A 25,389-nucleotide genomic window follows, 5' to 3' on the forward strand; every position below is an offset into this window, starting at 1 on the left:
TGCATGTATTTTTTTCAAGAGATAAGACGAAACACGTAGTGCATAGTTTAGGGAGGAGAAATTATGTATCGGGAGCGTCAGTCCACTGTTGGAACCCTAAGGGAGAAGGTTTCCATGCACACTGTTATTATTGGTGATCCACATCCGGCATTTTCCAGAGCACTTGCGAGTATCTACTCCAATGAGTGTCATGGCGTGAATGTACTTGTGACGAAAAGCTTTTCCGAGTTGCAGACTTGGGTAGAACTTCACCCTTCCGCAGTGGTACTTGTGAACCCTCGTATGAAGGGGGCACCAGGACTCGGCACAGCATCCGCGCTGCTGGAGACCTATGAGATTTCCAGCCTTGTCATGCTGCTTGAGCAAGACAATCCGGGCCTTGCGGATTACTTCATTGCCCGTGGTGCAAGTGCAGCTGTTCCAAAGACTGCTGATTTTTCTGTCTTCAAAGCGATTTTGACCGGCGGCACTGTTGAGGTGACCACTGAGTCCGAAGATGCACAGAACGCATTTGGTATCGACTTTTATGAAGGTCTGGCCAATCTGACACGCCGTCAGGCAACCATTTTGACTTACTTGAAAGAAGGTAAGTTGAACAAACAGATCGCTCATGAGCTCGGAATTTCCGAAGCGACCGTGAAGCATCATGTTTCTGCACTGCTGAGCACCCTGGGCTTCTATTCCCGCTCTCAGCTGGTCGCAATGATCAATGAGCTGGGCATCAACGTGGATTATCGGGGCGGCAACCGCAAAGCGGCGCGTGCCAAGACCAATGCACGCCGCGGAGCCAATGGCTACAAAATCTCAGGCGCGGGTGCTGGTGTGACACCGTCCTCCACATTGCAGCCAACGTATGTTGCAGCTCCTTAAACGGAACTGACACACCTGTGGCGAGATTACCGCTCCCTCGCCGCAGTTTATTCTCCTTCCTTTTACGGGTGTTACAGCAACGATCAGTCCAACAGGTGGCGTTGCTGTAGCGCTCTTGCCACAGCAAGCAATTTGTTTTTCCAGTTTGACTGTTTGCGCCCTACACGCACTTGCCGTTGCGTCAACTTTTCCTCATTATTGATTTTGTAGGCTCCCAAGGCCCGGCTTCAATCTTTCAGAGGACTAGAAAACTGTGCAGCCAAGCGATTTTGCCAGTTTGAGCGACCTTGAGGTCATTTGGAGCGATCATGGCGGTATATGTCCGATCCCCACGCGCACCCTTGTTGCTTCTGATTTGCTCTTAAGCATCGGTCCCTCACCGGACAGAGAGTTTGACCAGACGTTTCAACGTATTTCTGGTGCACTTGTGCTTGCCTATGGAGATCCGCTCTATAATGGTGGGCTCCGCATTATAGACGAAGCTGTCGCGCCTGAGCAGAGCCAGTTGAACCTTGTGTTTTCGTCCAAACATCAAGGCCACTTCAACACGGTTAGCCATGAAGCCTTCTACAACAACGAAAATGCGCTGTATGTTCCGTTTCGAAATTGGAGCGAAGTGCATCCAGAGGACGACATTGAAAGTCTGTTCGGAGATTACTCACCCGGCATCTTTCTGAGGTATGTGGTGAGTGAACGTACTCGTTCCTTCCCGGATATCCTTGCAAGACTTGCAGAACGAGCTACTGGATTACAGGTATGTAGTAAGAACCGATCCCTGCTGTTTTCCAGCCTCTCTGAACTTCGGCGAAAACTTCCAAGTGATCTTATTCTTGTCGATGGCAGCGGGTTTGGCGGCCAGCCAACGTCGCGCCAACAGAAGAAGCCTTTGCTTTACACGACAAACTGGATTTCACGAGAACTGATCGAACCTTCAGAACTGCACCACACAGAGAGCGATGTACCCAGCCTCTTTGATCTACGGCGCAGGTTTTCACTCAGCTCCTGAGGAGCTTTCCAACTTTTCTTGGCAGGATGCACAGGTGCCTTTAATCTCGATGGAGGTTGATTTGGCATCAAAACCATTCGCGCTTGCCCAACCGCTCAGAATTTCCGCGACATCATTGTCAGCAAATTCCAGTGCCTTGCCACAGGCCTCACAAATTGCAAAGCCAACCATCTCTACAGAATGACATGAGGGATGTGCACACGCGACAAAGGCGTTCATACTTTCGAGACGATGGATCAGGCCCAGCCCGATGAGCTTGTCCAGAGCACGGTAGACCTGCAATGGTGCGCGAAGTCCCTCAGAGCGAAGTTGATCCAGAATGGAGTACGCGCTCATAGGTGCATCTGAAGCGCACAGCAAGTCCAGAACCAGACGCTGATTTTTAGTGAGCTTCACTTCTGCAGTTGCCATTGCCACTTCTTTCACTCCAAAGCTTGTTGCATTCCTATGCATTCACGCATCAAGCCCGAACACTTTGTTCTCAAGCGTCTTCTTATCCAAAAACCGGAACCACTTTTCGGGAATACGCTCTACTGCCCTCGCTCCTTTCCCAATACTCTGTTTATGAGCCGGGATGCAAACAATGAAAGCAAAAATAAGCACAGGCTGGCCACTACGATGGATGGACCGGACGCGCTGTCAAACTGTAGTGAGCCTTCCAGACCAAGAATAACACTCGCCACACCGATGATAGATGAGGCAACGGCCATTTGCTCCGGTGTTCTGGCAAACCAGCGCGCTGTCGCTGCTGGGATAATCAGAAGCGCAGTGATCAGCAAAACGCCGACAATCTTCATGGCAATGGCAATGATTGCTGCCATCATGACCATGAAAACGAGCTGTGTCAGGTCTGGATTGAAACCTTCAGCTTCCGCCAATTCCCGATTGACCGTGGACGCCAGCAATGGGCGCCAGAGAAAGTACATCAAACCGAGAATAACTGCGGCGCAGGCGTAAATTGCAATGACGTCCTCATTGCCAACAGCGAGGATATCCCCAAACAGCAAAGAGAGCAGATCAAAACGCACTGAGCTCATGAACGCAATCAGGACCATGCCGAGCGCAAGAGCCGAATGCGACAGTAACCCCAGCAAAGCATCCGTTGAGAGCGCCCCCCGTTTTTGCAAGATGAGCAAACACAGGGAAACCGTCACTGTCACACCCAGTACGCCTACCATGAGATTGATGTTCAACAGGAAGGCAAGCGCAACGCCAAGAAGCGCTGAGTGGGACATGGTATCGCCGAAATAGGCCATCCGACGCCAGACGACGAAGCAACCGAGTGGTCCACTCACGAGAGCAAGTCCAATCCCGGCCAACATGGCTCTTAGAATAAAATCATCCATGATTGCAGCAGTCTCCAGAATCCCCTTTGGATGGAACGATTGTTCCGTCGGCCTTGTGGCTGTGGTCGTGATGGTGGTGGTAGATCGCCAGGGACTGTGAGGCAGCATCTCCAAAGAGCTGCTTGTAGGCATCAGAGGCTGCCACATGTTCTGGTGCGCCGCTGCAGCACACATGGCCGTTAAGGCAGACCACTGTATCTGTCTGCGCCATCACCACGTGCAAGTCATGCGAAATGAGCAGGATACCGCAGTTCAGTTCCTCACGAATTTGGAGGATCAGATTGTAAAGAGCTATCTCACCGGAATAGTCAACACCCTGTACCGGCTCATCCAGAACGAGAAGGTCTGGCGTGCGCAGGATCGCTCTTGCCAACAGTGCTCTTTGATATTCACCACCCGAAAGCTGCTGCACATTGGCATTGATGAGATGCGAGATGCCCGTTTTCTCCAGCACCTTATCAATCTCAGCCCTGGACGGTTTGGCGGTCAGGCTCATCAAGCGGCCGACAGTCAAAGGCATTGTCCAGTCCACGGCAAGCTTTTGAGGGACATAGCCGACTTTGAGATTAGGTTTGCGCTTGATCTTTCCGGCATCTGCTTTCAACACGCCTAATGCGGTTTTCGCGGTCGTGCTTTTGCCAGCGCCATTCGGCCCGATGAGGGTTACAATCTCACCAGCTTTTACACTCAGAGTCACATTCTGGATCAACCAACGGCCTTGCCGTTTGATCCCAACTCCATCCATCTCAATCAATTGCACAATAGGCACCTCAACTCACCGTGGGCAGCACCACGAAGGGGATGGCTTTTATATGTTATGTAATAATATTACACAAATAAAATATTCGTTGATTTCACAGTGAGTACAAAAAAGCCGGAGCAATGCTCCGGCTTATTCATGCTTGATTTTCCGAAATTAGCTTATGCAGGTTCGCGCATCGATCGTATTGCTGTTTCAACACCCCGTAACTCTGCAAGGCCGCGCAAACGGCCCACTGCTGGATAACCCGGTGCAGATTTCATTTGCAGGTCTGAGAGCATGGCATGGCCGTGGTCTGGGCGGAACGGTATCAGATCATCAGAGCCAGATGCTTTCCTACGCTCTTCTTCATCCACCAAGGCTGAGATCACACCAACCATATCAACATCACCAGTCAGATGGTCCGCCTCGTGGAAGGACAGCGGATTGTCTTCACGTTTGGTAGCCCGCAGGTGGACGAAATGGATGCGCTTGGCGTAGCGCTGCACAATGCCTACAAGATCATTATCAGCCCGAACACCCAGAGAGCCAGTGCAGAATGTAAAGCCGTTTTCAGGTACATCGACTGCCTTCGAAATATATTCATAATCAGATTCAGTTGAGCATACCCGTGGTAAGCCTAGCAGAGGGCGCGGAGGATCATCCGGGTGGATTGCCATCACCGCTCCAGTTTCTGCACACACTGGAATGACCTCTTTGAGGAACAGCGCCAGATGCTCTCTTAGCTTATCCGCATCAATGCCGTTGTAGCGCTCCAGGTGGGCGCGAATATCTGCAACCGTGTAGGATTCTTCCGAACCTGGAAGGCCGGCCAGGATCGTTCTAACCAATCCGTCTTTATCTTCCTGAGACATCGCCTCGAAGACAGCGGTTGCGCGCGCAACTTCTTCTGCTGAGTATTCTTCTTTAGCGTTCGGGCGCTCGAGAATGAAGATATCGAAGGCTGTGAAGACATCTGCATCAAAGCGAAGACAGGTCGCGCCTGTTTCTAGTTCGTAGGTCAGATCTGTACGTGTCCAGTCAAGTACAGGCATGAAGTTGTAGCAGATCTTGGTGATGCCGCAGGCCACTAGATTGCGGATAGATTGCTTATAGGTCTCGATATACTTTTCGAAATCCCCAGTGCGCGTTTTTATATGCTCATGGACCGGAACACTTTCGACAACAGACCAGACAAGACCAGCAGCTTCGATCTCGTCTTTGCGCTTTTGAATTTCTTCAACTGGCCACACTACGCCATTCGGGATGTGATGGAGAGCGGTGACAATGCCCGCTGCCCCTGCCTGCCGAACATCTTTGAGAGTGACCGGATCATGTGGGCCATACCAGCGCCAAGTCTGTTCCATGTTTAGCTCTTTGCTTTTCAAATTTTGGGGCCAAGGCCCGGTTTAACATTTCACTTCGGTTATTTTTTGAGATCGTTCACCGCTGCCAGCGGATCGGTATCAAACAGGTATGCGTCAAATGCAGGATCGTCGACATCTGAAAGCTCCAGCAGTGTCATGCGCACATTCTCCAGATGCTGCCACATGGCTTGCCGGGCCATTTGCGGATCCCGGCATTGCAGCGCCGACAGGATTGCCTGGTGATCATCCAACCACTTAATCTGATAGCCTTGGTCGAAGATGCGCTGATGCAGTTGCTCCCACATGCGGGAACGTTTGCGCAGGGTCCAAAGATGCTCAACTGATTCAGTCAGGACAGAGTTCTGGCTTGCCTGAGCGACCAGACGGTGGAACTCCTCGTCAGCTTTGTGACTTCCGGAACCAGATTCAATTTCAACCCGTTCCTTTGCCAGCGTCTCGCGCATTTGCATCACATCAGCTTTGGTCGCCATTGTTGCGGCGAAAGCTGCAATGTTGCTTTCCAGCAGCTGGCGAGCCTGCAGCAGTTCAAATGGGCCAATGTCCTGCTCTAGTGAACTGTCTGGTGTCACATCACCCGGAAGACGAAGAACATAAGTACCTGAGCCTTTGCGGACATCAACAAGCCCCTGCACTTCCAACATGATCATCGCGTCTCTGACCAGCGACCGACTAACGCCCAGATCCTCAGAAATCTTGCGCTCTGTAGGGAGCTTGTCACCAATTGCAAAAGCACCGTTCGCCAAATCGCGAACCAGCTCTTCTGCCACATCCTGATAACGTCTTCTGTTCGAGTCTAATGTCATGGTGCAATCCAGATCAGTTTTTCGCTTTCAGCTCTGCATAAAAATCTGCAAGAAGTTTGAAGGCTGTTTTCTTTGTTTTCTTGTCTGAGGCGATCAAGCCTTTGCGGTTCCAGCCTTGCTGGAACATATTCTGTCGACGTTCGACACGGAAATCATAGAGGATCCATGGTGAGATGCCCTTTACGAATTCTCGCTGGCGTAAGGTGGCAATCTGCTTGCGGTAAACCTCAGCCATGTAACTCTCACTGAAGAAGCCCTTCTCCAGTTTCCCCTCACCGATGTAACCATCTGCACCAGTTTCGGAGATGACCACAGGTTTGCCCGGCTCGGAGTTGTCCAGGAAGTCGATCAGGTCGTCGAAATTCTCCTCATACCAACCATAGTACTCGTTAATGCCGATCACATTGATATGCTGGATCAGGCGATCCTCGATACGGTTCTTGGTGTGGTTCACGAGACAGGCAGCAGAAGTCAGACGTGTCGGGTCCATCTCTTTTGCAGTATCAACCAGATGCTTCATGAACGAGAGGCGCTCGTCAGTGTCTGGGTTCTCGTTTCCAACAGACCAGATGACGACAGATGCTCTGTTGCGATCACGCTTGATCAGCTCCTGAAGCTGGTTGCGGGCGTCTTTGAGGGTATCCGGGTTCTTGAAGTCGATTGCCCAGTAAACCGGAATTTCCTCCCAAAGAAGAATGCCTTCGCGGTCTGCCATTTTTGCCGCGCGTTCATCGTGCGGGTAATGGGCGAACCGCATGAAATTGCAGTTCAGCTCTTTAGCATGTCGGAACCGTTGCTCCAGATCCTCATCACGCAAGACTTTACCGGTAAACTCGTCATCCTCGTGCACGGAGATGCCACGGAAAAAGATTGGCTTGCCATTGAGCAGAACGTCCGTTCCGACTTGATCTATCTGACGGAACCCGATCATGTCTTCGACACGATCTTCACCAACAGAGGCTGTTGCCTGATAGAGGCGCGGGTGTTCTGGTGACCACAGCTCTGGTTTTGATGGGATAACCAGTTTTCCGAAGCCGTCTTTGTCAACGGGAACCTCAGACTTGATGCCCAACTCTTTGAATTCGACTGTGACGGACGCTCTGTCTGGACCGTTGACCTGCAGCTCAATCGCGATTTTATCGTAGGAGCTGTCAGGGATCAGGTAAGCGAAGAAATCTGAGATGAATGTTTTCGGGGTTCTATAGAGCTCTACGTCCCGATAAATGCCACCGTAGTTGAACCAATCGGTATTTCGCATCGGGACACGATCCAGCGTGCGGGTGTTATTCACGCACAGCATCAACCAGTTGCGACCCGATTTTGCGTGATCGGTTAGCTCTACATTGAATGGTGTGGACCCGCCGTAGTGGTTGCCGAGAAACTCGCCATTCAGGAACACCTTACAATCGTACTGCGCTGCTCCAACTCTCAGGAACAAGCGCTCGTCTTCCGGCAGTTCTTCTAACTCCAGCGGGCGGGTGTACCACGCACTGCCTTCAAAGAAGTACCATTTGTCCTTGAGCATGGACCAGCACGAAGGGATTGGAACGGTTTCGCCTGCATAAGGGTCGTAATCGTAAGGCTCAGTTTTATCTTCCGGCGCTTCTGGAGTGAAAGAGAACCATTTCTGACGCAGGCCGGTATCCAGCAGGTCGACGCAGAAGTTCCACTCTCCGTTTAGCGACTCAGCTTTACGGCCACCCGTGAAAATCAGCGTGCTGCTGTTCAGATTCTGCTTATTGAAAGGAACGTCATAGTCCTCATCATGCAAGCAAGCCAGGCCGTTATCGGCACCTTCCATCCGCTCAAGCATCACTGATCCTCATTGACCAATATTGGTTTCGTCGTTGTTGGGACATCCGTCCAAGTTGGTCGACCTATTTGTATGTATTTGAGAAAATCAGGCGAATGTGCCATTGATCTGAAAATCATCACACCGGAACCTCTGTACACTCAAAGAGCTTCATCATTCCGAAATGTATGTATCAAACCAACAATCCAAACTCTCAAGCTGCTGTTATAAATAGTTTAAATAGCTGATTGAGAGTTTCTTCCCCTTCCCTTTGCCTCAGAATACATCTTTCAGCACGCTACCATTGGTTGGCGTTGCTCCCGTCTCTACATCTTCCTTTAAAAACAAGAGGTCAGAGCAATTCCGCTGATACCGTTGAATTGTGGAGAAAGGAGATCAACCAAACCTCTCTCCACACATGTCACATTTGTACAAAACTGCGACATTGTCAAACCATTTTATCATATTGGTTGACCAATAATCAAAAATCAGCAATTAATTGGAGGAGAGGTAATTTAATTGGATTCATTGGATATCCGTAGATTTGCAGATCTCCAACTGAAACCCTCTCACGAATTCAAGATCTCCTGAACAACCCCTCAGGAGAAATTGGTCGCCCACTGTAGATTCTTTCTGCATACTGAGCCCGCGCCTTCACCTGGATTAGGGAAATAAAATGCAAGCGCTGACCAAAATAGTTAACACGATCCTCAAGGCCGTCACGGTGTCGGTTTTTGTCGTGCTCGTGGTGTGTGTGGTTTGGCAGGTTTTTTCAAGATACGTTCTTGGCACGCCAAGCACCGTGACCGATGAACTTGCTCGTTTCATGTTTATGTGGATCGGCCTGATTGGTGCGGCCTATACGCTTGGAATGCGAAGACACCTGGCAATTGATCTTTTAACCGGCTCACTGGTCGGCAATCGGAAATTGTTTTCAGATTACTTCATCATTCTGGCGATCGCCTTCTTCTCAGGTGTTGTCATGCTTTACGGCGGCGGACAACTGGTCCTGAAGACACTCGCCAACGGGCAGGTCTCGCCCGCTCTTCGCGTTCCAATGGGCTACATCTACGCAGCTATTCCGTTCTCTGGCGGCATCATGCTGTTCTACTGCATTGAGTTCTTCATTGGTCTCGTCAATGGCACGGGTACAGGTCCAAACGACCAGATACCTGACGCCACTGATCCTGCTGCAAAATAAGAGTAAGTCTGATGGAATTTTTAAGTAGTGAGCTTCAAAGCGGTCTTATTCTGTTTGGTGTGTTTGGCGTTCTCGTTACACTCGGCGTGCCGATCTCCTTTGCAATCGGGCTGGCGGCAACAGCAACAATCACCTTTTTGATCTCGTTTGATCAGGCCCTTTTTGTTGTTTCACAGAAGATGGCGAGTGGTCTGGACAGCTTTACGCTGTTGGCGATCCCCTTCTTCATTCTCGCTGGCAACATCATGAACTCTGGCGGTATCGCACGCCGCTTGATTGAGCTGGCAAAGATTGTTGGTGGTCGTTTGCCGGGGGCTTTGGCACACGTCAATGTTCTGGCAAATATGCTGTTTGGCTCCATTTCGGGCTCTGCTGTAGCCTCTGCTGCTGCAATCGGTGGCATCATGTCTCCGCTACAGCGCAAAGAAGGCTATGACCCTGCCTTTTCTGCTGCGGTGAACGCTGCCTCCTGTCCAACTGGCATGCTGATCCCACCTTCCTCAACGCTGATCGTTTACTCTCTGATCTCTGGTGGCACATCCGTGGCAACGCTGTTCGTTGCCGGATACTTGCCAGGTATCCTGATGGGGCTTGGTGTGATGGTTGTGGCTGGCATCGTTGCTGCAAACCGTGGCTATCCGCTGATTCCGCTGCCAAGTTTCAAAGAGATCCTCTTCAAAATCGCTGATGCTTTCCTGCCGTTGTTGCTCATCTTCATCATCATGGGCGGTATCATTGGTGGCGTCTTCACAGCGACTGAAGCTTCTGCGGTGGCGGTTGTTTACACCTTGCTGCTGGCTGTTGGCATTTACCGCGAAGTGAAGGTCACTGATCTACCTACCATCATTCTTGAGAGTGCAATCACCAGCTCCATCGTGCTGCTGCTGATCGGGTGTTCTATCGGCATGTCCTGGGCCATGACGTTCTCTGACATTCCGTACGCAATTGGTGAAGCACTGGCGAATGTCTCAGAAAACCCATTCATCATCATGCTGGTAATCAACATCTGCCTGCTGGTGATTGGCACCTTTATGGACATGACCCCTGCGCTGCTGATCTTCACACCAATCTTCCTGCCTGTCGCGACTGAGCTTGGCATGGATCCTGTGCACTTCGGTATCATGATGACCTACAACCTGTGCATCGGCATCATTACGCCGCCAGTGGGCAGTGCGCTGTTCATCAGCTGCTCTGTAGGCAAGGTTGCTATTCAGGACCTAATCAAACCAATGCTGCCGTTCTATGCAGCGGTGATTTCCATCCTGATGCTGGTGACTTTCATTCCAGAAATCAGCCTGTTCCTGCCGCGGGTCATTCTTGGTTACGGCGGATAACAGACAGACACTTTGCAACCATAACAACACCCAACAAAACTGGTTGAAGCATAATGAAAACGCTAGGTAAGTGGTCCTACATCGAGACCGAACAGAACCGGGTTGACCTGCTTGTAGATAACAAGCATCTGCTTTCTCTGTTCGTTCTTGAAGACAAGCTTGTTCGGGTTCTTTTGCGCAAGAATGGTGAGTTCCGGCAAGGACGGACATGGTCCATAACTCCGGCAGAAACGCCGGTACCGTTTGAAGGCCGGTCTCGCCTTTCTGTCGAAGGCTTTTCGCTGCCAGAGTTTAAGCAAGAGCTTGCAGAGGACACACTTACACTGGAGACGCGGACTTTGCGCGTCTGCGTGAAAACGCCACTTCAGATAATCTGGGAGGCAAAATGCGAAGACGGGTCATACCAGGTTATCGCCAGCGAACGGCCTACAGGCGCTTATATGCTTGGTGTTAAAGACCACAAGAACTCGCATTTCTTCAGCCAACCTGCAGAAGACCGGATTTATGGCCTCGGTGAAAAGGCTGGCAATCTGCTGCGCAATGGTCGCCGCTACGAAATGCGTAATCTGGATGCGATGGGGTATGATGCAGAGACCACCGACCCACTTTACAAACATCTGCCGTTTACGCTGACACGCACGGGTTCTGGTGTCTCTTATGGCGTGTTCTACGATAATCTGGTGAGCTGCTGGTTTGATCTTGGCAATGAGATCGACAATTATCATCAGCCTCACAGATCATACCGTGCTGAAGACGGAGATCTGGACTATTACTTTATGCTTGGCCCTTCCCTATTGGAGGTGACCAAGACGCAGGTTTGGCTGACTGGCAAGCATATCTTCCCGCCGAAATGGAGCCTCGGGTATTCCGGCTCGACCATGTATTACACCGATGCGGAGAATGCGCAGGAACAACTGGAAGGCTTTGCTGATCTGATCAAAGAGCACTCCATTCCTTGCGATAGTTTCCAGCTTTCCTCCGGTTACACATCAATTGGCTCCAAACGCTATGTGTTCAACTGGAACTACGAGAAATGTCCTGATCCAAAGGCCATGACCTCAAAGTTTCTGGATGCTGGCGTTCATCTCGCCGCGAACATCAAGCCATGTCTACTACAGGACCATCCTATGTATGGTGATGTGGCAGCGAAAGGCCTGTTCATTCAAGACAGTGAGGTTGATCAGCCAGAACGGTCTCTGTTCTGGGATGATGAAGGTTCTCACCTCGACTTCACCAATCTGGATACTGTGAGCTGGTGGAAAGCCAACGTCACCGAGCAGCTGCTTGAGCGTGGTATCGGTTCCACCTGGAACGATAATAACGAGTATGAGATCTGGGATTTCTCTGCTCGCTGTCAGGGGTTTGGTGATGAGATTGAGGTCGGGCTCATTCGTCCGCTTCATTCTTTCCTGATGATGCGTGCTTCTTATGAAGCACAGGTCGAGTATGCACCAGAAGAGCGCCCTTATCTTATCTCTCGCAGTGGCTGCCCCGGCTTGCAACGCTATGTACAGACGTGGACTGGTGATAACCGAACTGGCTGGAACAACCTGAAATACAACATCAAGATGGGTCTCGGCCTGTCGATGTCAGGTATCTACAATGTCGGCCACGATGTGGGCGGCTTCTCTGGTGCTCGTCCTGATCCTGAGTTGTTTGTTCGCTGGGTTCAAAATGGCGTCATGCATCCGCGTTTCACGATCCATTCGTGGAATGATGATGCAACGGTCAATGAAGCCTGGATGTATCCGGAAGTTACGCCCCTCATCCGCAATGCCATCCAACTGCGTCAGCATCTGATGCCGTATTTCTACACCATGCTGCACGATATGCATGTGATGGATGAGCCGCTTTTGCGCCCAACATTCCTTGATCACGAAGGAGACGCGCGCGCCTTTGCGGAGACAGATGACTATTTGCTCGGCAAGGACCTGTTGGTTGCTTCTGTGGTTGAACAAGGTGCGACAACACGTGAGGTTTATCTGCCAGATAATGGCGATGGCTGGTACGAATTCGATACAGGCGCGTATCACAAGGGCGGACAGACCATCGTTGTTGATGCACCTTTGGAACGCCTCCCCCTGTTCGCGCGTGCTGGTACCGTCATCCCGCTTGCTAACCCAACAGCTAAAAACACCACTGAGTGCCATCTTGAAGCTCTGGCGATCTTCCCGTTCCAAGGCACCGGAAAGCGAGAGCTTGCTGTTTTTGAAGATGATGGCATCAGCCATAAATGGCTCGATGGCACGCACAACACCTTGCATATGGTTCTTTCCAGCACCTCTAACGAGCAAAATTTAACTTTGTACCGCAGCGGTTCACTTGAGATTGATGGACGAGAACTCTCCGTTTTCATCAAAGGCCGCTCACCGAATGGTCTTGTTCCAACTGTGGTCGTGAACGGACAACAGGTTTCGGATGACACTCACACTTTCTCATTCAATGAGCTTTGATAAGGTCCACCTCCTATGACTTTTGAATTTCAGAAACTCGATCTCAATGCGCTTCCAGGTGATGTGTCTGTCCCATCTTATGATCGTACATCACTAAAGCCGCGTGTTGCTCATATTGGTTTTGGTGCCTTTGCCCGTGCTCACGTTGCAATGCATCTGCACGAAACACTTGCTGCCGGTGGTGGTGATTGGGGCCTGCGGGTGATTGAGTTGTTCGGAACGCCGGATCTGCTCGATAAGCTGGCAGAGAATGATCACCTCTACACGTTGGTTGAGACTGCTGATGAAGGCACAAATACCCGGCTCCTCGGCGCTGTTTGCGAAACACAGCACATAGCACGCGATGGCGTTTCAACGCTGATCGACGGACTAGCCGAAGAGCAGTTGAAGGTCATTTCTCTCACCATTACCGAAAAAGGCTATTGCGTTACGAACGGGGCGCTGGATCTGGACAATCCGATGATCCAGCAGGACTTCGCTTCCCCTTCTGCTCCCAAAACCGCAATTGGGTTGATCGTTGCCGGCCTTGCGAAACGCCGGGAACTTGGCAATGGTCCAATCACTGTGATGTCTTGCGATAACCTTCCTCATAATGGCGTGCTCTGCGGAATTGCTGTTCGTGAGTTTGCTGCCAAGCAGAATGCAGAGTTGGCGGCTTGGATTGAGGACAATGTATCTTTCCCATCCACCATGGTGGACCGCATTGTGCCTGCGCTGACTGACGAGTCTCGAGACCTCATCCGTGACAGCCTTGGCGGACAAGTTGATCTGAACGGCATCGTATGTGAGCCGTTTCGCCAGTGGGTGATTGAAGACAACTTCAAAGCTGGACGACCACAGTGGGAGCTTGCTGGCGCGCAACTTGTTACGGATGTTGAGCCGTTTGAAGAGATGAAGCTTCGCACTCTGAACGGCTCTCATTCCTTCCTTGCCTACCTTGGCTTCCTTGCTGGCAAGGAGACCATTGCGGATTGCGCTGCCGATCCTGTGTTTTACGCGGAAGCACGCAAGCTGATGGTGGATGAACAGCTTCCCACATTGGATGTTCCGGGTGATGTGGATCTGGTGGCCTACGCTGACTCATTGCTCAAACGCTACTCCAACTCCAAGCTGAAACACCGTACCTGGCAGATTGCTGCTGATGGAACACAGAAGATGCCGCAGCGCTGGTTAAACTCTGTGAAGTTTCATCTGGCCAATGGCGGCAACTATCGTCATCTGGTGCTCGGTATTGGTGGCTGGATGAACTACATCCGCGCGGATCGCAATGGCGAAAGCTACGAAGTAGTTGATCCGATGAAAGAGAAGCTTGCCGAAATTGTCGCCAAAGACAGCGGCGACGCAACAAGCTATGTCGATACTCTGCTTGCCTTGGATTCTGTGTTCCCATCTGAACTTGTTGCTAACGATGAGTTCAAGAAAGCGGTTCACAAGGCCTACTGCGCAGTGGCAGAAAAAGGTGCCGCGCAGGCCGTCGCTGATTTGGTTGACTAGGTTTTACGAAAATCCTTGCTCGGTCACAGGCTGAGCAAACGCTCATACTCAGGGATTGGTCACAGGATCAATCCCCCTACCTCAGGGCAAAAACGATGCAGCCATTTCTTGGACAAGACTTCCTCCTCGAGACAGAAGCAGCACAGCGGCTTTACCACGACTATGCAGCTGAAATGCCAATCGTGGACTACCACAACCACTTATGTCCGCAGACTATTGCTGAAGATCATCGCTTTGATGATATTGGCCGCGTCTGGCTTGAGGGCGATCACTACAAATGGCGTGCTATGCGGTGGGCTGGGATTGATGAAAGCCTAATCACCGGCAAGGACACCAGCTTCAAAGAGAAGTTCCTCGCCTACGCTTCCGTGATGCCGAAGTTTCTTGGGAACCCGCTGTACCATTGGACGCATCTGGAGATGTATCGCTACTTTGGGCTGGAGGGTGTGATCCTCTCAGAGAAGTCTGCTGAGACTGTCTGGGAAGTTTGTAACGGAAAGCTTGCGACCAAACCATTTTCCGCTCGTGGCCTGTTGCAGATGCAGCACGTGAAGATGCTGGGAACGACTGATGACCCTTGCGATGACCTGCATTGGCATAAGATGATCGCGCAGGATCCAACCTCTACAATGGTTGTTCGGCCTACCTTCCGGCCTGACCCGGCCTTTAAGATCGATAAGCCGACGTTTCCTGATTACATCATGAAACTCAGCAGAACCGTTGGTTTCCATATCGACAAGTATGAGCGTTTGCTTGAGGCACTTTCCATTCGGCTGGATCACTTTGGACGACATGGTTGCCGTGCGGCGGACCATGGTCTGGACTCCATGTTGTTCTGTCCGGTTCCGTCCGGCACCGAATTGAACCGCATCTTCAAAGAAGGGCAAGGTGGAGCAACGCTGAGTATTGACGATGTGACTGCATTTCAATCAGCTGTTCAGGTGTTCCTAGGAAAGGAATACGCAAAACGTGGCTGGGTGATGCAGATGCACATTGGCGCGACACGGAACAACCGTAGCCGCATGTTCAAAGCGCTGGGGCCAGACGTCGGCTGTGATGGCATTGATGATCGTGAGCTTGCTAATCCACTCAACCAGTTCCTCGACACGTTAGATCGTGAAAAAGCATTGCCCAGAACTGTGCTGTATTCTCTTGATCCAACCAAGAACGAAGTTGTCGTAACAACAGCCGGAAATTTCCAGGACGGTTCCTTCGGCGGCAAAATTCAAGCAGGAACAGGCTGGTGGCACAATGACCAGCTGGACGGCATGGAACGCCAGATGACACAGCTTGCGCAGATGGGACTGCTTTCTCAGTTCCTCGGCATGTTGACAGACAGCAGATCGTTCCTATCTTTCCCTCGACACGAGTATTTCCGTCGCTTGCTTTGCAGGATCGTTGGGGAATGGATGGATAAGGGCTACATTCCGGGTGATTTTGAGCTTGCGGGAGGCATGATCAGGGACATTTGCTACAACAATGCAGCAAACTGGTTCCTTGATGAAAAGTAGGTAAGCTTTGGCCCCTGCTTTATCCCTTGGAAGCCCCTTGGACCATGCCTCTGGACCAAGGGGTTTCTGACATCAGGGACCTGCTTTAATCGTCGTGCTTATAGATTGCTTCCAGAGCATCAGCATGGTTATTGAGCACTTTAGCACGCCTGATCTTCAATGTTGGCGTCAGTTCGCCTGTCTGGATCGAGAAGCCATCCGGTAAGATCTCAAACTTGCGAATGCGTTCAACCCGCGAATGACGTGCATTCACTTTTTTGATGCTGGCCTGAATTACACTCCGCAACTGATCTGATTTCAGAACATCTTCTGGTTTAATGTTGTTCTCGGTTGCAAATCGCTGTGCCATCGCCCCATCAATGGTGATCAGAGCGCTTAAAAAGTTCTGATTGTTGCCTGCAACAACCGCATATTCGACAAAAGGAATTTCCATAAGGTCTTGCTCAAGCAACGCAGGCGAGATGTTCTTACCTCCAGACGTGATGATAAGCTCTTTTTTACGGCCTGTGATAAAGAGATAGCCTTCCTTGTCGAAATAGCCGATATCACCGCTGTAGAGCCAACCATCGCGTAAAGCTTCATCTGTTGCGGCAGGGTCATGCGCATAACCAGAGAAGTTGGTGTCTGCTTTGCAGAGTATCTCACCATCTGCGGCGATTTTGATCGTGACACCATCCATCGGCTTACCGACAGACCCCAGACGGGTTGCTCCAATGATATTGATGGTCGCACCACCACAGTTCTCTGACTGGCCATAGACTTCGCGGATGACAATATCCAGTCCTGTAAAGGCCTCCAGAACACGCTTGGATACGGGCGCTCCACCACTCACGAACATGCGCATTTTGTCGAGGCCGATCTTGTGCTTGATCTTGTCGAGCACGAGGCGGTTTGCGATCTTCTTTTTGGTGTTCAGCACCAAACCAGCAGACTTGCCGTTTATGCTTTCTTTGTACCAGTCCTTACTCGTTTGAAGAGACCATTGAATAAGCTTGCCTTTGAAGCCTTTCTCTTTGCTGAGCTGCTTTTCGACTTTCTCATTGATCTTCTCAAAAATCCTCGGAACACCGAATGTTACAGTCGGCCTCACCTCTGGCAAATGCTCGCCGAGGCTGGTCACGGACTTAGCGTAGTAAACCGGGTAGCCAGTGTCACAAGCCTGAATGATGGTGCCGCACTGCTCTGCGATATGAGCCATGGGCAGATAAGAAATATAGCGGTCAGCCGGTGTCGGCTTGAAGGCCAGATTCAATGCATCGGACTCTGTGCGAATTGCACGATGGCTGATCTGCACTGCTTTCGGCAGACCTGTTGTCCCTGAGGTGTAAATCTGGAGTGCAATGTCCTCGGCAACAATGTCATTGAGGCGTTGGTTAAGCTCAGCATCCAGTCCAGGGCTGTTCTCACCCAGGGACATAAAGCTGGCCCATGTGTATTGATCTGGATTTTCGACGCGCCCATCCAAACGAATGGTCTTACGCAGGTGGCGCATATTCTCTGCCTGCTCGCCTATGCCTTTGAGCTGAGCTTTGGTTTCAGCAAGCAAGATGCGGCCTTGCGAATGGCGCAGGATGTAATTGATTTCAGGAGCGGCGGCTGTCCAGTAAATGCCCGTTGGAACAGCCCCGATCATCATGGCAGCTACATCCATGATCGTCCATTCAGGACGATTGTAACTTAAAATACAAACGGCATCGCCGGGATTAACGCCCAGTGCGAGCAGTGCTTTTGCAGCGTTACTTACCTGCTCGCCATATTCGGTCCAGCTCGTTGCTTCCCATCCATCTTTCCCACGAACAAAGTATGCTGGTTTGTCGGCAAGGCGTTCGACAGATTCCATAAATGCTTGGGGAATGGATTTAAACGTGTTTTGAGCTTGTGCTTGAGCAACGGGCCGGGCCTGCGAACTCATGTTATTCTCTCTATTTTTATTATTTCCAGAGCTTTACATCCTCTGAATTTGTCGGTGTCAAATACAGATACCAAGAATACCCATCAAACCCACAAGAACTACAGGTATTTTCTCTTATTTTCATCTCTCTGGTTCATGAGCAACGAATATTCATTTTTGATTTGACAGAGTTTTTACTGAATTCCTGATATATCTAATTGGAAATTTACTTTAATGCTTCTTAGAGGCATTAAAGATTAATCATTATCGCTAGAGTTCTTTGGGGATGCTGTTTATTTAGTTGAGTGGTTTCTGCAATTTAGCGGTAAACCAGAAGAATAGATCTCCTATGGTAACAGGGATCGAAAATCACTCAGTCGGGCAAGTTCATTTATGCAGCAGTTCAGTGTTACGCGCGGTCTAAACCTACCAGATCCTGTTCGCATCAGTCGCTACAAGCGTCTGCCAGAACTTGGCCCTGCCCTCTTGTTCTTCAGCGGAGGAAGCGCGCTTAATCCAACAGCCCGCGCTTTGAAGCAGTACACCCACAACTCCATTCACCTGATGACACCGTTTGATAGCGGTGGAAGTTCTGCTGTTTTACGTCATGCCTTTGGTATGCCCGCAATTGGAGATCTGCGCTCACGCTTGATCGCACTGGCAGATGAAAGTGTTCTTGGGCAGTCCGAGATCTACCGTCTTTTCACACATCGGTTTCCAAAAACGGCTTCTCTTGAGGACTTGCATGGTGAACTGGTGGATTTGTTGGAAGGGCATGATCAACTGATCGCACGGGTTCCCAATCCAATGCGACGCCTGATCCGGCATCAGCTGGCATTTTTTCATGATGCGATGCCATCAGACTTCGATCTGAGAGGCGCCAGTATCGGGAACCTAATCCTTGCCGGGGGGTATCTGAACAACAATCAGAAGCTTGATCCGATTATCTTCCTGTTCTCAAAACTGGTAAACACACTCGGCACGGTTCTGGCGACTGTTGATGCACGTTTGCATCTGGCTGTTGAATTGGATTCTGGTGAGATCATTGTGGGCCAGCATAATATGACTGGCAAAGAAACCTCGCCCATTGCAAGCAAGATTAAACGGACCTATCTGACCCGTTCTCTGGCCGGAGGTGATCCGGTGGAGATTGAGGTCTCTCCTAAAAAGCAGCATCTTATCGAGACTGCAGACATGATCTGCTATCCTCCGGGAAGCTTTCACAGCAGCCTGATCGCTAATCTTCTGCCAAAGGGCGTGGGCAAGTCTATTGCACGTAGCTCAAACCCGAAAGTTTATGTACCCAACCTCGGCAATGATCCCGAGCAATTCGGGATGAGTCCAAATGAGACGGTAGATGCACTCTTGAAACATTTGCGCGCTGATGCGGGGAAAGATACGCCAACAGACAAGTTGCTCAACTTTATCGTCACAGATGAAAAACATGCTGCTGAGTTTGATTGGGCTGAGCTGGAAGCTCAAGGCATTTCCCTGATTGGTGCTGATCTGACAAGCACACATTCGGTTCCTTATTACGACCCGGAAAAACTAGTTTGCATGTTATTGAGTTTTCTCTGAAGTCTTTTTCGTTCAGTTAACTCACTGTATTTTGACAACTTATGCCTTTCGCAGCACACCATCTGACAGAAGCAGATGATTTGCAGTAGCTTGCTTTACCCTATCGCAGGTTGATCACGGCTACATAGTTAGGTCACCTCAAACATCATCTTCAACTTTACTTAAAAACACCCCAACGCTTTGCAATATTTCATTTGTGATGACGCTTAATCAAGAAGCAGAAGACATGTTGACGTAAGTATACGCATAGATATTAGGTAGCAGGAGCATGTTTACATTCGACACATAACCAAGCGGAAAAGCAAATGTCGAAGTTCAAGTTTCCTACCGCGTTTACAATTCTATTTGCCCTCATCATTCTTGTTGCAATTGCAACCTGGTTCGTCCCTGCTGGTAAATATGATCGGGTGATCAACCCAATCCTCGATAAGGAAGTTCCGGTCCCCGGCACCTATCATTTGGTAGAGGCTAATCCTCAAGGTCCCGTTGAAGTCTTTATGGCTCCAATTGCAGGTCTTTATGATCCGATCTCCTACACGGCGAATGCAATTGATGTTGCGGTCTTTGTTCTTGTGATTGGTGGCTTCCTGATGGTTGTGACCCGAACAGGTGCAATTGATGCAGGGATCGCCAAGATTATGACGGGATTGAAGGGGCGAGAGAACCTGATGATCCCCATACTGATGGCCTTCTTTGCAGCCGGGGGCACGATCTATGGGATGGCGGAGGAAAGCCTTGCGTTTTACGCGCTCATCATTCCCGTGATGATCCGCGCTGGTTATGACGCTATGACGGGTGTTGCCGTTATTCTTTTGGGTGCAGGCATCGGAACGCTTGGCTCAACCATCAACCCGTTTGCAACTGTAATCGCCTCTAATGCAGCTGGTGTGCCTTTTACAGACGGCATCGGTCTTCGCTTCCTTATCTTGATTGTTGGTTGGTTGGTCTGTGTGGCTTGGGTCATGCGTTACGCTGCAAAGGTGAAGGCTGATCACACTTCTTCCCTTGTTTCCGAAATGAAGGATGAAAACGAAAAACACTTCCTGCAAGGTGTCTCAACGGACGACATTCCCGATTTCACGGCGAAGCACGGTTGGATCATGACGATCTTCGTCGTCACATTCGGCCTGTTGATCTACGGCGTTGCTGTTCTTGGCTGGTGGATGGGCGAAATGGCTGCCCTCTTCCTTGCTGCCTCTATTCTCGTGGGGATCGTTGCCCGACAAGGTGAACACGAGTTCGTCGACAACTTCCTGGATGGTGCACGTGATCTGCTTGGTGTCGCGCTGATCATCGGGGTTGCACGCGGTATCGTTGTGGTGATGGATGCTGGTTCAATTACCGATACGATCCTTTACTGGTCCGAGCAGGCCGTCAGTGGGCTGAGCAAAGTTGCCTTCATCAATGTGATGTTCTGGCTGGAACTGGTGCTGTCGTTCTTCGTGCCCTCTTCCTCAGGCCTTGCTGTGTTGTCCATGCCGATTATGGCCCCGCTAGCAGGGTTCTCCAATGTAGGGGCAGAATATGTGGTCACAGCCTTCCAATCCGCCAGTGGGCTGTTGAACCTGTTCAACCCTACCTTTGCCGTTGTGATGGGCGGCCTTGCGATTGGGCGCGTGCCTTATGACAAGTGGCTTCGGTTTGCCATCCCGCTCGTGATCATTCTGTTCGTTTTGATCTCACTCGCGCTGTCGCTCAGCGTTTAGAGGCGGTTTCTCCAATCTTCGCAGAGGCAAGCATGCCTCTGCGCCGCACAAATCAAACCTCTGAACCAAACATAGAGACACTGATCTCTCACAAACAAGAATTCTGGAACGGAGTCTGCAACATGACTGAATTTGGTGTTCATTCGGAAGTTGGCAAACTGAAAGAAGTGATGGTTTGCCGTCCCGGGCTTGCGCATATGCGCCTTACGCCCGGCAACTGTCAGGAGTTGCTGTTTGATGATGTGATCTGGGTTCGAGAAGCGCAAAAACACCACTACGACTTCTGCCTCAGAATGGAAGAGCGCGGTGTGAATGTGCTGGAGATGCACAATCTTCTGAAAGAGACGCTGGAGGATCAGGAAGCTCGTAAGTGGGTGCTGGAACGGCGTATCACACACAATCGCGTTGGCTATGGCATGGCCGAGGACCTGCGGGCCTGGCTTTACGAGCAGCCCGAGAAGTTCCTCGCGGATCATCTGATTGGCGGCATTGCGCGGTGTGAATTAGGGTTCAAACCAACAGGTGTGTTTGGGAGTTATCTGGACCCGAACGACTTTGTCATTCCACCCTTACCGAATACCTTGTTCACCCGCGATACGACCTGCTGGATCTATAACGGCGTTACGCTTAATCCGATGTTCTGGCAGGCGCGCCAGAACGAGACGCTCCTCACCACTGCAATTTACAAATTCCACCCTCATTTCAAGGGCAAGGTCAATTTCTGGTGGGGTGATCCGGATGAGGACTTCCATGAATCTACCGTGGAAGGCGGCGACGTCATGCCAATCGGCAATGGGGTTGTTTTAATTGGGATGGGTGAGCGCACCACACCTCAAGCTGTCGGCCAAGTGGCGCGTGCCCTCTTCCGCAATAAGGCAGCAACTCGCGTCATTGCCTGCCAGATGCCAAAGAGCCGTGCAGCGATGCACTTGGACACTGTTTTCACCCTTCTTGATTGCGACAAAGCAACAGCGTTCTCAGGCGTTTGTGATGAGATCATCTGCTTCTCGATCCGTCCTGGAGACAAACCCGAGAGTGTCGATTACAGGCAGGATGAAGGACATCTGTTCGATGTCATCGCCAATGCGCTGGGTATGCAGAAGTTGCATGTGGTGACCACAGGCGGCAATGCTTATGATCAGGAACGCGAGCAATGGGATGATGGCAACAACGTTGTCTGCCTCGAACCTGGTGTCGTGGTTGGGTATCGCCGAAACACCTACACAAACTCAAAACTCCAACGAGCCGGTGTGGAAGTCATCGCCATTGACGGGTCTGAACTGGGTCGTGGTCGCGGTGGTGGACACTGCATGACCTGTCCGACAGTGCGTGACGCCGTGGAGTTCTAGTCTTTTCAAACTCCGTTGAACAATAAAAACATCCAAGAGATGGAGAGTAAGGAAAATGGCTTTCAATCTGAAAGGTCGCAGTTACCTCAAGCTCAAAGACTTCAGCCAACGCGAAGTGCTTTACATGCTGGATCTGGCCCGTGATCTCAAGCGAGCCAAATACTCTGGAACAGAACGGCAGACGCTTGTCGATAAGAACATCTGCCTGATCTTCGAAAAAACCTCTACCCGTACCCGTTGCGCTTTCGAGGTTGCCGCTCACGATCAGGGAGCACATGTCACCTACCTGGATCCATCCGGCTCTCAGATCGGCCACAAGGAGTCCATGAAGGATACCGCACGTGTGCTGGGTCGGATGTTCGATGCCATTGAGTTTCGCGGTTCCGGGCAAAAGGCCGTTGAGACTCTCGCCGAGTACTCTGGCGTCCCGGTCTATAACGGTTTGACTGATGACTGGCATCCAACCCAGATGCTCGCTGACATGTTGACAATGACCGAACACAGCCCCAAGCCGTTGCATGAGATTTCCTTTGCCTATCTGGGCGATGCCCGCAACAACATGGGCAACTCTTTGCTGATGCTGGGCGCTCTATGTGGCTGTGATGTTCGCATTATTGGCCCGCAAGAGCTGCACCCTGAACCGCATGTGCTGAAAGCAGCCGAACTCAATGCAAAACGGTATGGTGCACGCATCACAATTACGGATGATGTCAAAGAAGGTACTGAGGGTGTTGACTTCATCCATACAGATGTCTGGGTCTCCATGGGTGAGCCGCCGGATGTCTGGGACAGCCGGATCAAGTTGCTGCGTGACTATCAGGTCAACAAGGCCTTGATTGAAGGCACCGGCAACCCGAACACATTCTTCATGCATTGTCTGCCAGCCTTCCATAACCGGGAAACTAAGGTGGGTGAAGAGATCTTCCAGAAGTTCGGTATCTCCGAGATGGAAGTGACTGAAGATGTCTTTGAATCAGATCGAAATCTGGCGTTTGAGCAAGCTGAAAACCGGCTCCACACAATTAAAGCCATCATGGTTGCGACGATTGGAGGCCGATAATGCGTGTTGTCGTCGCTCTTGGCGGAAATGCCCTTCTCCGGCGTGGGGAGGCAATGACTGCTGAAAACCAACGAAAGAATGCACGGATCGCCGCAGAAGCGCTGGCGCCACTTTATGATGATGGTCATGAGGTAGTCATCACGCACGGGAATGGCCCTCAGGTCGGCTTGCTGGCTCTGCAAGGTGCTGCTTACGAGCAGGTTGAGGCCTACCCTCTGGATGTGCTGGGTGCTGAAACAGTTGGCATGATTGGCTACATGATCGAGCAGGAACTTGGGAACCTCCTGCCCTTTGAAAAGCCATTTGCCACGATCCTCACGCAGGTTGAAGTTGATCCGAACGATCCGGCTTTCAAAGATCCAACAAAGCCCATCGGTCCGCTTTACTCCAAAGAAGAAGCGGAGAGACTTGCCGATGAGAAAGGCTGGTCCATTCGAGAAGATGGAGATAAGTGGCGGCGTGTTGTGCCAAGCCCATTACCCAAACACATCTTTGAGATCCGGCCTATCAAGTGGCTTCTGGACCATGATGTACTTGTCATCGCAGCAGGTGGAGGCGGCATTCCAACTATGTACAACGAAGAAAAGAAGCTCATTGGTGTGGAATGTGTGATCGATAAAGACCGGTGTTCAGGCCTTCTTGCCAAAGAGATTGATGCTGACGTCTATATTATGGCGACAGATGCGGATGCCGTTTATCTGGATTGGGGTACACCGAGCCAACGCGCGATCAAATCGGCCTCTCCAGATGCACTGGATGCCTACGGTTTTGCTGCAGGTTCTATGGGACCAAAGGTAGAAGCAGCACAAACTTTTGCACGGCAAACCGGCAAGAAATCCGTCATATGCACGCTCGCTGAAGTTCCTCAAGCAATTTTGGGAGAGAAAGGGACTTCAATCACCACAGCAACTGGTGACACCACGTTTTACTGAGATGAACGCCCCGAAGCTGAGTGAGCTTTGAGGCGTTCCTGTTATCAAATGCATTTGATTGTCCTTGGGCTTCATTTTGCCCATCAAAAACAACAGGAACACAAAGGACGAATTGCATATGGCCAAAGTGCCAGCCCCATATTCTCAAAAAATGTCGCTGGCCGGAGCGATCATTCCCGTTGCCTCGCTTGTCATCCTGCTTGCGCTTTCCTACTATCTGTTTGGAGATGAAGCTTCCTCAGGACCAAACCAGATTGCGCTCTTGTTTTGTGCCCTGATCGCCAGCTTTGTGGCGCTGTTTCATGGTTTTCACTTTGATGAACTGAAGGATGCTGTCGTTGATAGCGTGAGCACCGGCCTTCATGCGATCTTCATTTTATTTGCAGTGGGATCGCTGATCGGCACATGGGCTATGTCCGGTACTATCATGGCGATGGTTTATTATGGATTACAACTCCTTAGCCCAAATTACTTCTACTTCACGACCGTCATCATTTGCGCCTTGGTTTCGGTCAGTATTGGTAGTTCGTGGACTGTTGCAGGGACCATTGGTATCGGGTTGATGGGAATCTCGACAAAGATGGGCCTCGATCCGGCTATCACTGCCGGCGCTATCCTGTCGGGCGCTTACTTCGGAGATAAATCCTCCCCACTTTCTGATGCAACTAATCTGGCAACTGCGGCGGCGGGATCTAATCTTTACACTCACATCAAAGAAAATCTCTGGACGTCCATACCTGCTCTCATCATTTCGCTAGCCCTCTTCTGGTGGCTCGGAGAACCCGGAGACTTTGTCGCACAAGGCACGTTGACCAGCATTGAGCAGCACTACGACATTACCTTGCTCAATTTCCTTCCGCTCCTGCTGGTTTTGGGACTGGCAATTGTCCGCTACCCGCCGTTTACGACCATCTTTATTGGTGCATTGGCGGGCGG

General features: G+C 50.8%; 20 protein-coding genes. 13 read left to right on the plus strand and 7 right to left on the minus strand.

All coding sequences use genetic code 11. The features are described from left to right. The first annotated feature begins 63 nt into the window (after window positions 1-63). Together PsW74_RS27395 and PsW74_RS27400 are read left to right on the plus strand one after the other, a co-directional pair. Window positions 64-870, plus strand: a complete 807-nt coding sequence (locus PsW74_RS27395; protein WP_057464756.1) for a response regulator transcription factor — start codon at window positions 64-66, stop codon at window positions 868-870. A gap of 253 nt (window positions 871-1,123) precedes the next feature. Next, window positions 1,124-1,876, plus strand: coding sequence for a hypothetical protein (locus tag PsW74_RS27400; protein ID WP_063286939.1), 753 nt, complete (start codon window positions 1,124-1,126; stop codon window positions 1,874-1,876). Here PsW74_RS27400 and PsW74_RS27405 read toward each other — a convergent pair. The 6 genes from PsW74_RS27405 to PsW74_RS27430 form a co-directional block, all read right to left on the minus strand. Continuing rightward, window positions 1,862-2,287 carry a Fur family transcriptional regulator gene (locus PsW74_RS27405; RefSeq protein ID WP_057464805.1) on the minus strand — a complete coding sequence of 142 codons (426 nt, stop codon included), beginning with the start codon at window positions 2,285-2,287 and terminating at the stop codon, window positions 1,862-1,864. The genes PsW74_RS27400 and PsW74_RS27405 overlap by 15 nt on opposite strands. Before the next feature lie 119 nt (window positions 2,288-2,406). Beyond that, complete coding sequence (locus PsW74_RS27410) at window positions 2,407-3,222, minus strand: metal ABC transporter permease (protein WP_063286938.1); 816 nt, start codon at window positions 3,220-3,222, stop codon at window positions 2,407-2,409. Continuing rightward, window positions 3,215-3,967, minus strand: coding sequence for an ATP-binding cassette domain-containing protein (locus tag PsW74_RS27415; protein ID WP_208980839.1), 753 nt, complete (start codon window positions 3,965-3,967; stop codon window positions 3,215-3,217). The genes PsW74_RS27410 and PsW74_RS27415 overlap by 8 nt, the downstream gene beginning before the upstream one ends. 176 nt (window positions 3,968-4,143) lie before the next feature. Beyond that, entirely contained in the window at window positions 4,144-5,328 is a 1,185-nt protein-coding gene (uxuA, locus tag PsW74_RS27420) for a mannonate dehydratase (protein ID WP_063286936.1), read from the minus strand. A gap of 59 nt (window positions 5,329-5,387) precedes the next feature. After that, complete coding sequence (locus tag PsW74_RS27425; RefSeq protein ID WP_057464761.1) at window positions 5,388-6,152, minus strand: FCD domain-containing protein; 765 nt, start codon at window positions 6,150-6,152, stop codon at window positions 5,388-5,390. Between the two features lie 13 nt (window positions 6,153-6,165). Further along, the gene (locus PsW74_RS27430) at window positions 6,166-7,965 is read right to left on the minus strand and encodes a glycoside hydrolase family 2 (protein ID WP_063286935.1); all 1,800 of its coding nucleotides are present in this window, start codon (window positions 7,963-7,965) and stop codon (window positions 6,166-6,168) included. Window positions 7,966-8,620: 655 nt separating this feature from the next. Between PsW74_RS27430 and PsW74_RS27435 the strand changes: the two genes are divergently transcribed. The 5 genes from PsW74_RS27435 to uxaC all read left to right on the plus strand — a co-directional run bounded on the left by PsW74_RS27435 (window position 8,621) and on the right by uxaC (window position 15,937). Continuing rightward, on the plus strand, window positions 8,621-9,145 hold the full coding sequence (locus PsW74_RS27435) for a TRAP transporter small permease (protein ID WP_063286934.1): 525 nt from the start codon (window positions 8,621-8,623) through the stop codon (window positions 9,143-9,145). An 11-nt stretch (window positions 9,146-9,156) separates the two neighbouring features. Next, the gene (locus tag PsW74_RS27440; RefSeq protein ID WP_063286933.1) at window positions 9,157-10,479 is read left to right on the plus strand and encodes a TRAP transporter large permease; all 1,323 of its coding nucleotides are present in this window, start codon (window positions 9,157-9,159) and stop codon (window positions 10,477-10,479) included. A gap of 53 nt (window positions 10,480-10,532) precedes the next feature. Further along, complete coding sequence (locus tag PsW74_RS27445; protein ID WP_063286932.1) at window positions 10,533-12,932, plus strand: glycoside hydrolase family 31 protein; 2,400 nt, start codon at window positions 10,533-10,535, stop codon at window positions 12,930-12,932. Between the two features lie 15 nt (window positions 12,933-12,947). Beyond that, window positions 12,948-14,426, plus strand: a complete 1,479-nt coding sequence (locus PsW74_RS27450) for a mannitol dehydrogenase family protein (RefSeq protein WP_063286931.1) — start codon at window positions 12,948-12,950, stop codon at window positions 14,424-14,426. A 95-nt stretch (window positions 14,427-14,521) separates the two neighbouring features. Further along, entirely contained in the window at window positions 14,522-15,937 is a 1,416-nt protein-coding gene (gene uxaC / locus PsW74_RS27455; protein ID WP_063286930.1) for a glucuronate isomerase, read from the plus strand. Between the two features lie 85 nt (window positions 15,938-16,022). On the opposite strand, the gene PsW74_RS27460 is transcribed toward uxaC, so the two are convergent. Beyond that, entirely contained in the window at window positions 16,023-17,849 is a 1,827-nt protein-coding gene (locus PsW74_RS27460) for a long-chain fatty acid--CoA ligase (RefSeq protein ID WP_063286929.1), read from the minus strand. 372 nt (window positions 17,850-18,221) lie between these two features. On the opposite strand from PsW74_RS27460, the gene PsW74_RS27465 reads away from it, so the two are divergent. From PsW74_RS27465 to PsW74_RS29545, 6 genes are all read left to right on the plus strand, one after another. Continuing rightward, window positions 18,222-19,406: a GAK system CofD-like protein gene (locus tag PsW74_RS27465; RefSeq protein WP_063286928.1), complete on the plus strand. Its 1,185-nt coding sequence runs from the start codon at window positions 18,222-18,224 to the stop codon at window positions 19,404-19,406. A gap of 305 nt (window positions 19,407-19,711) precedes the next feature. After that, the gene (locus tag PsW74_RS27470; RefSeq protein WP_063286927.1) at window positions 19,712-21,112 is read left to right on the plus strand and encodes a YfcC family protein; all 1,401 of its coding nucleotides are present in this window, start codon (window positions 19,712-19,714) and stop codon (window positions 21,110-21,112) included. A 122-nt stretch (window positions 21,113-21,234) separates the two neighbouring features. Continuing rightward, on the plus strand, window positions 21,235-22,461 hold the full coding sequence (gene arcA, locus PsW74_RS27475) for an arginine deiminase (protein WP_063286967.1): 1,227 nt from the start codon (window positions 21,235-21,237) through the stop codon (window positions 22,459-22,461). 55 nt (window positions 22,462-22,516) lie between these two features. Further along, window positions 22,517-23,521, plus strand: a complete 1,005-nt coding sequence (argF, locus tag PsW74_RS27480; protein WP_063286926.1) for an ornithine carbamoyltransferase — start codon at window positions 22,517-22,519, stop codon at window positions 23,519-23,521. Then, a complete protein-coding gene (arcC, locus tag PsW74_RS27485; RefSeq protein WP_063286925.1) occupies window positions 23,521-24,453 on the plus strand; it encodes a carbamate kinase in 933 nt (310 codons plus the stop codon). The genes argF and arcC overlap by 1 nt, the downstream gene beginning before the upstream one ends. A gap of 118 nt (window positions 24,454-24,571) precedes the next feature. Continuing rightward, window positions 24,572-25,389: Na+/H+ antiporter NhaC family protein (locus tag PsW74_RS29545; protein ID WP_275506035.1), on the plus strand; the 818-nt coding region annotated here is incomplete at its 3' end.

Origin of the sequence: Pseudovibrio sp. W74 (genome assembly GCF_001623085.1) — a bacterium.
Lineage (GTDB): Bacteria > Pseudomonadota > Alphaproteobacteria > Rhizobiales > Stappiaceae > Pseudovibrio.

Coding starts and splice junctions, on each gene's coding strand:
- PsW74_RS27395 (WP_057464756.1), top strand. CDS start 64: ATGTATCGGGAGCGTCAGTCCACTGTTGGAACCCTAAGGGAGAAGGTT.
- PsW74_RS27405 (WP_057464805.1), bottom strand. CDS start 2,287: ATGGCAACTGCAGAAGTGAAGCTCACTAAAAATCAGCGTCTGGTTCTG.
- PsW74_RS27410 (WP_063286938.1), bottom strand. CDS start 3,222: ATGGATGATTTTATTCTAAGAGCCATGTTGGCCGGGATTGGACTTGCT.
- PsW74_RS27415 (WP_208980839.1), bottom strand. CDS start 3,967: ATGGATGGAGTTGGGATCAAACGGCAAGGCCGTTGGTTGATCCAGAAT.
- uxuA (WP_063286936.1), bottom strand. CDS start 5,328: ATGGAACAGACTTGGCGCTGGTATGGCCCACATGATCCGGTCACTCTC.
- PsW74_RS27425 (WP_057464761.1), bottom strand. CDS start 6,152: ATGACATTAGACTCGAACAGAAGACGTTATCAGGATGTGGCAGAAGAG.
- PsW74_RS27430 (WP_063286935.1), bottom strand. CDS start 7,965: ATGCTTGAGCGGATGGAAGGTGCCGATAACGGCCTGGCTTGCTTGCAT.
- PsW74_RS27435 (WP_063286934.1), top strand. CDS start 8,621: ATGCAAGCGCTGACCAAAATAGTTAACACGATCCTCAAGGCCGTCACG.
- PsW74_RS27440 (WP_063286933.1), top strand. CDS start 9,157: ATGGAATTTTTAAGTAGTGAGCTTCAAAGCGGTCTTATTCTGTTTGGT.
- PsW74_RS27445 (WP_063286932.1), top strand. CDS start 10,533: ATGAAAACGCTAGGTAAGTGGTCCTACATCGAGACCGAACAGAACCGG.
- PsW74_RS27450 (WP_063286931.1), top strand. CDS start 12,948: ATGACTTTTGAATTTCAGAAACTCGATCTCAATGCGCTTCCAGGTGAT.
- uxaC (WP_063286930.1), top strand. CDS start 14,522: ATGCAGCCATTTCTTGGACAAGACTTCCTCCTCGAGACAGAAGCAGCA.
- PsW74_RS27460 (WP_063286929.1), bottom strand. CDS start 17,849: ATGAGTTCGCAGGCCCGGCCCGTTGCTCAAGCACAAGCTCAAAACACG.
- PsW74_RS27465 (WP_063286928.1), top strand. CDS start 18,222: ATGCAGCAGTTCAGTGTTACGCGCGGTCTAAACCTACCAGATCCTGTT.
- PsW74_RS27470 (WP_063286927.1), top strand. CDS start 19,712: ATGTCGAAGTTCAAGTTTCCTACCGCGTTTACAATTCTATTTGCCCTC.
- arcA (WP_063286967.1), top strand. CDS start 21,235: ATGACTGAATTTGGTGTTCATTCGGAAGTTGGCAAACTGAAAGAAGTG.
- argF (WP_063286926.1), top strand. CDS start 22,517: ATGGCTTTCAATCTGAAAGGTCGCAGTTACCTCAAGCTCAAAGACTTC.
- arcC (WP_063286925.1), top strand. CDS start 23,521: ATGCGTGTTGTCGTCGCTCTTGGCGGAAATGCCCTTCTCCGGCGTGGG.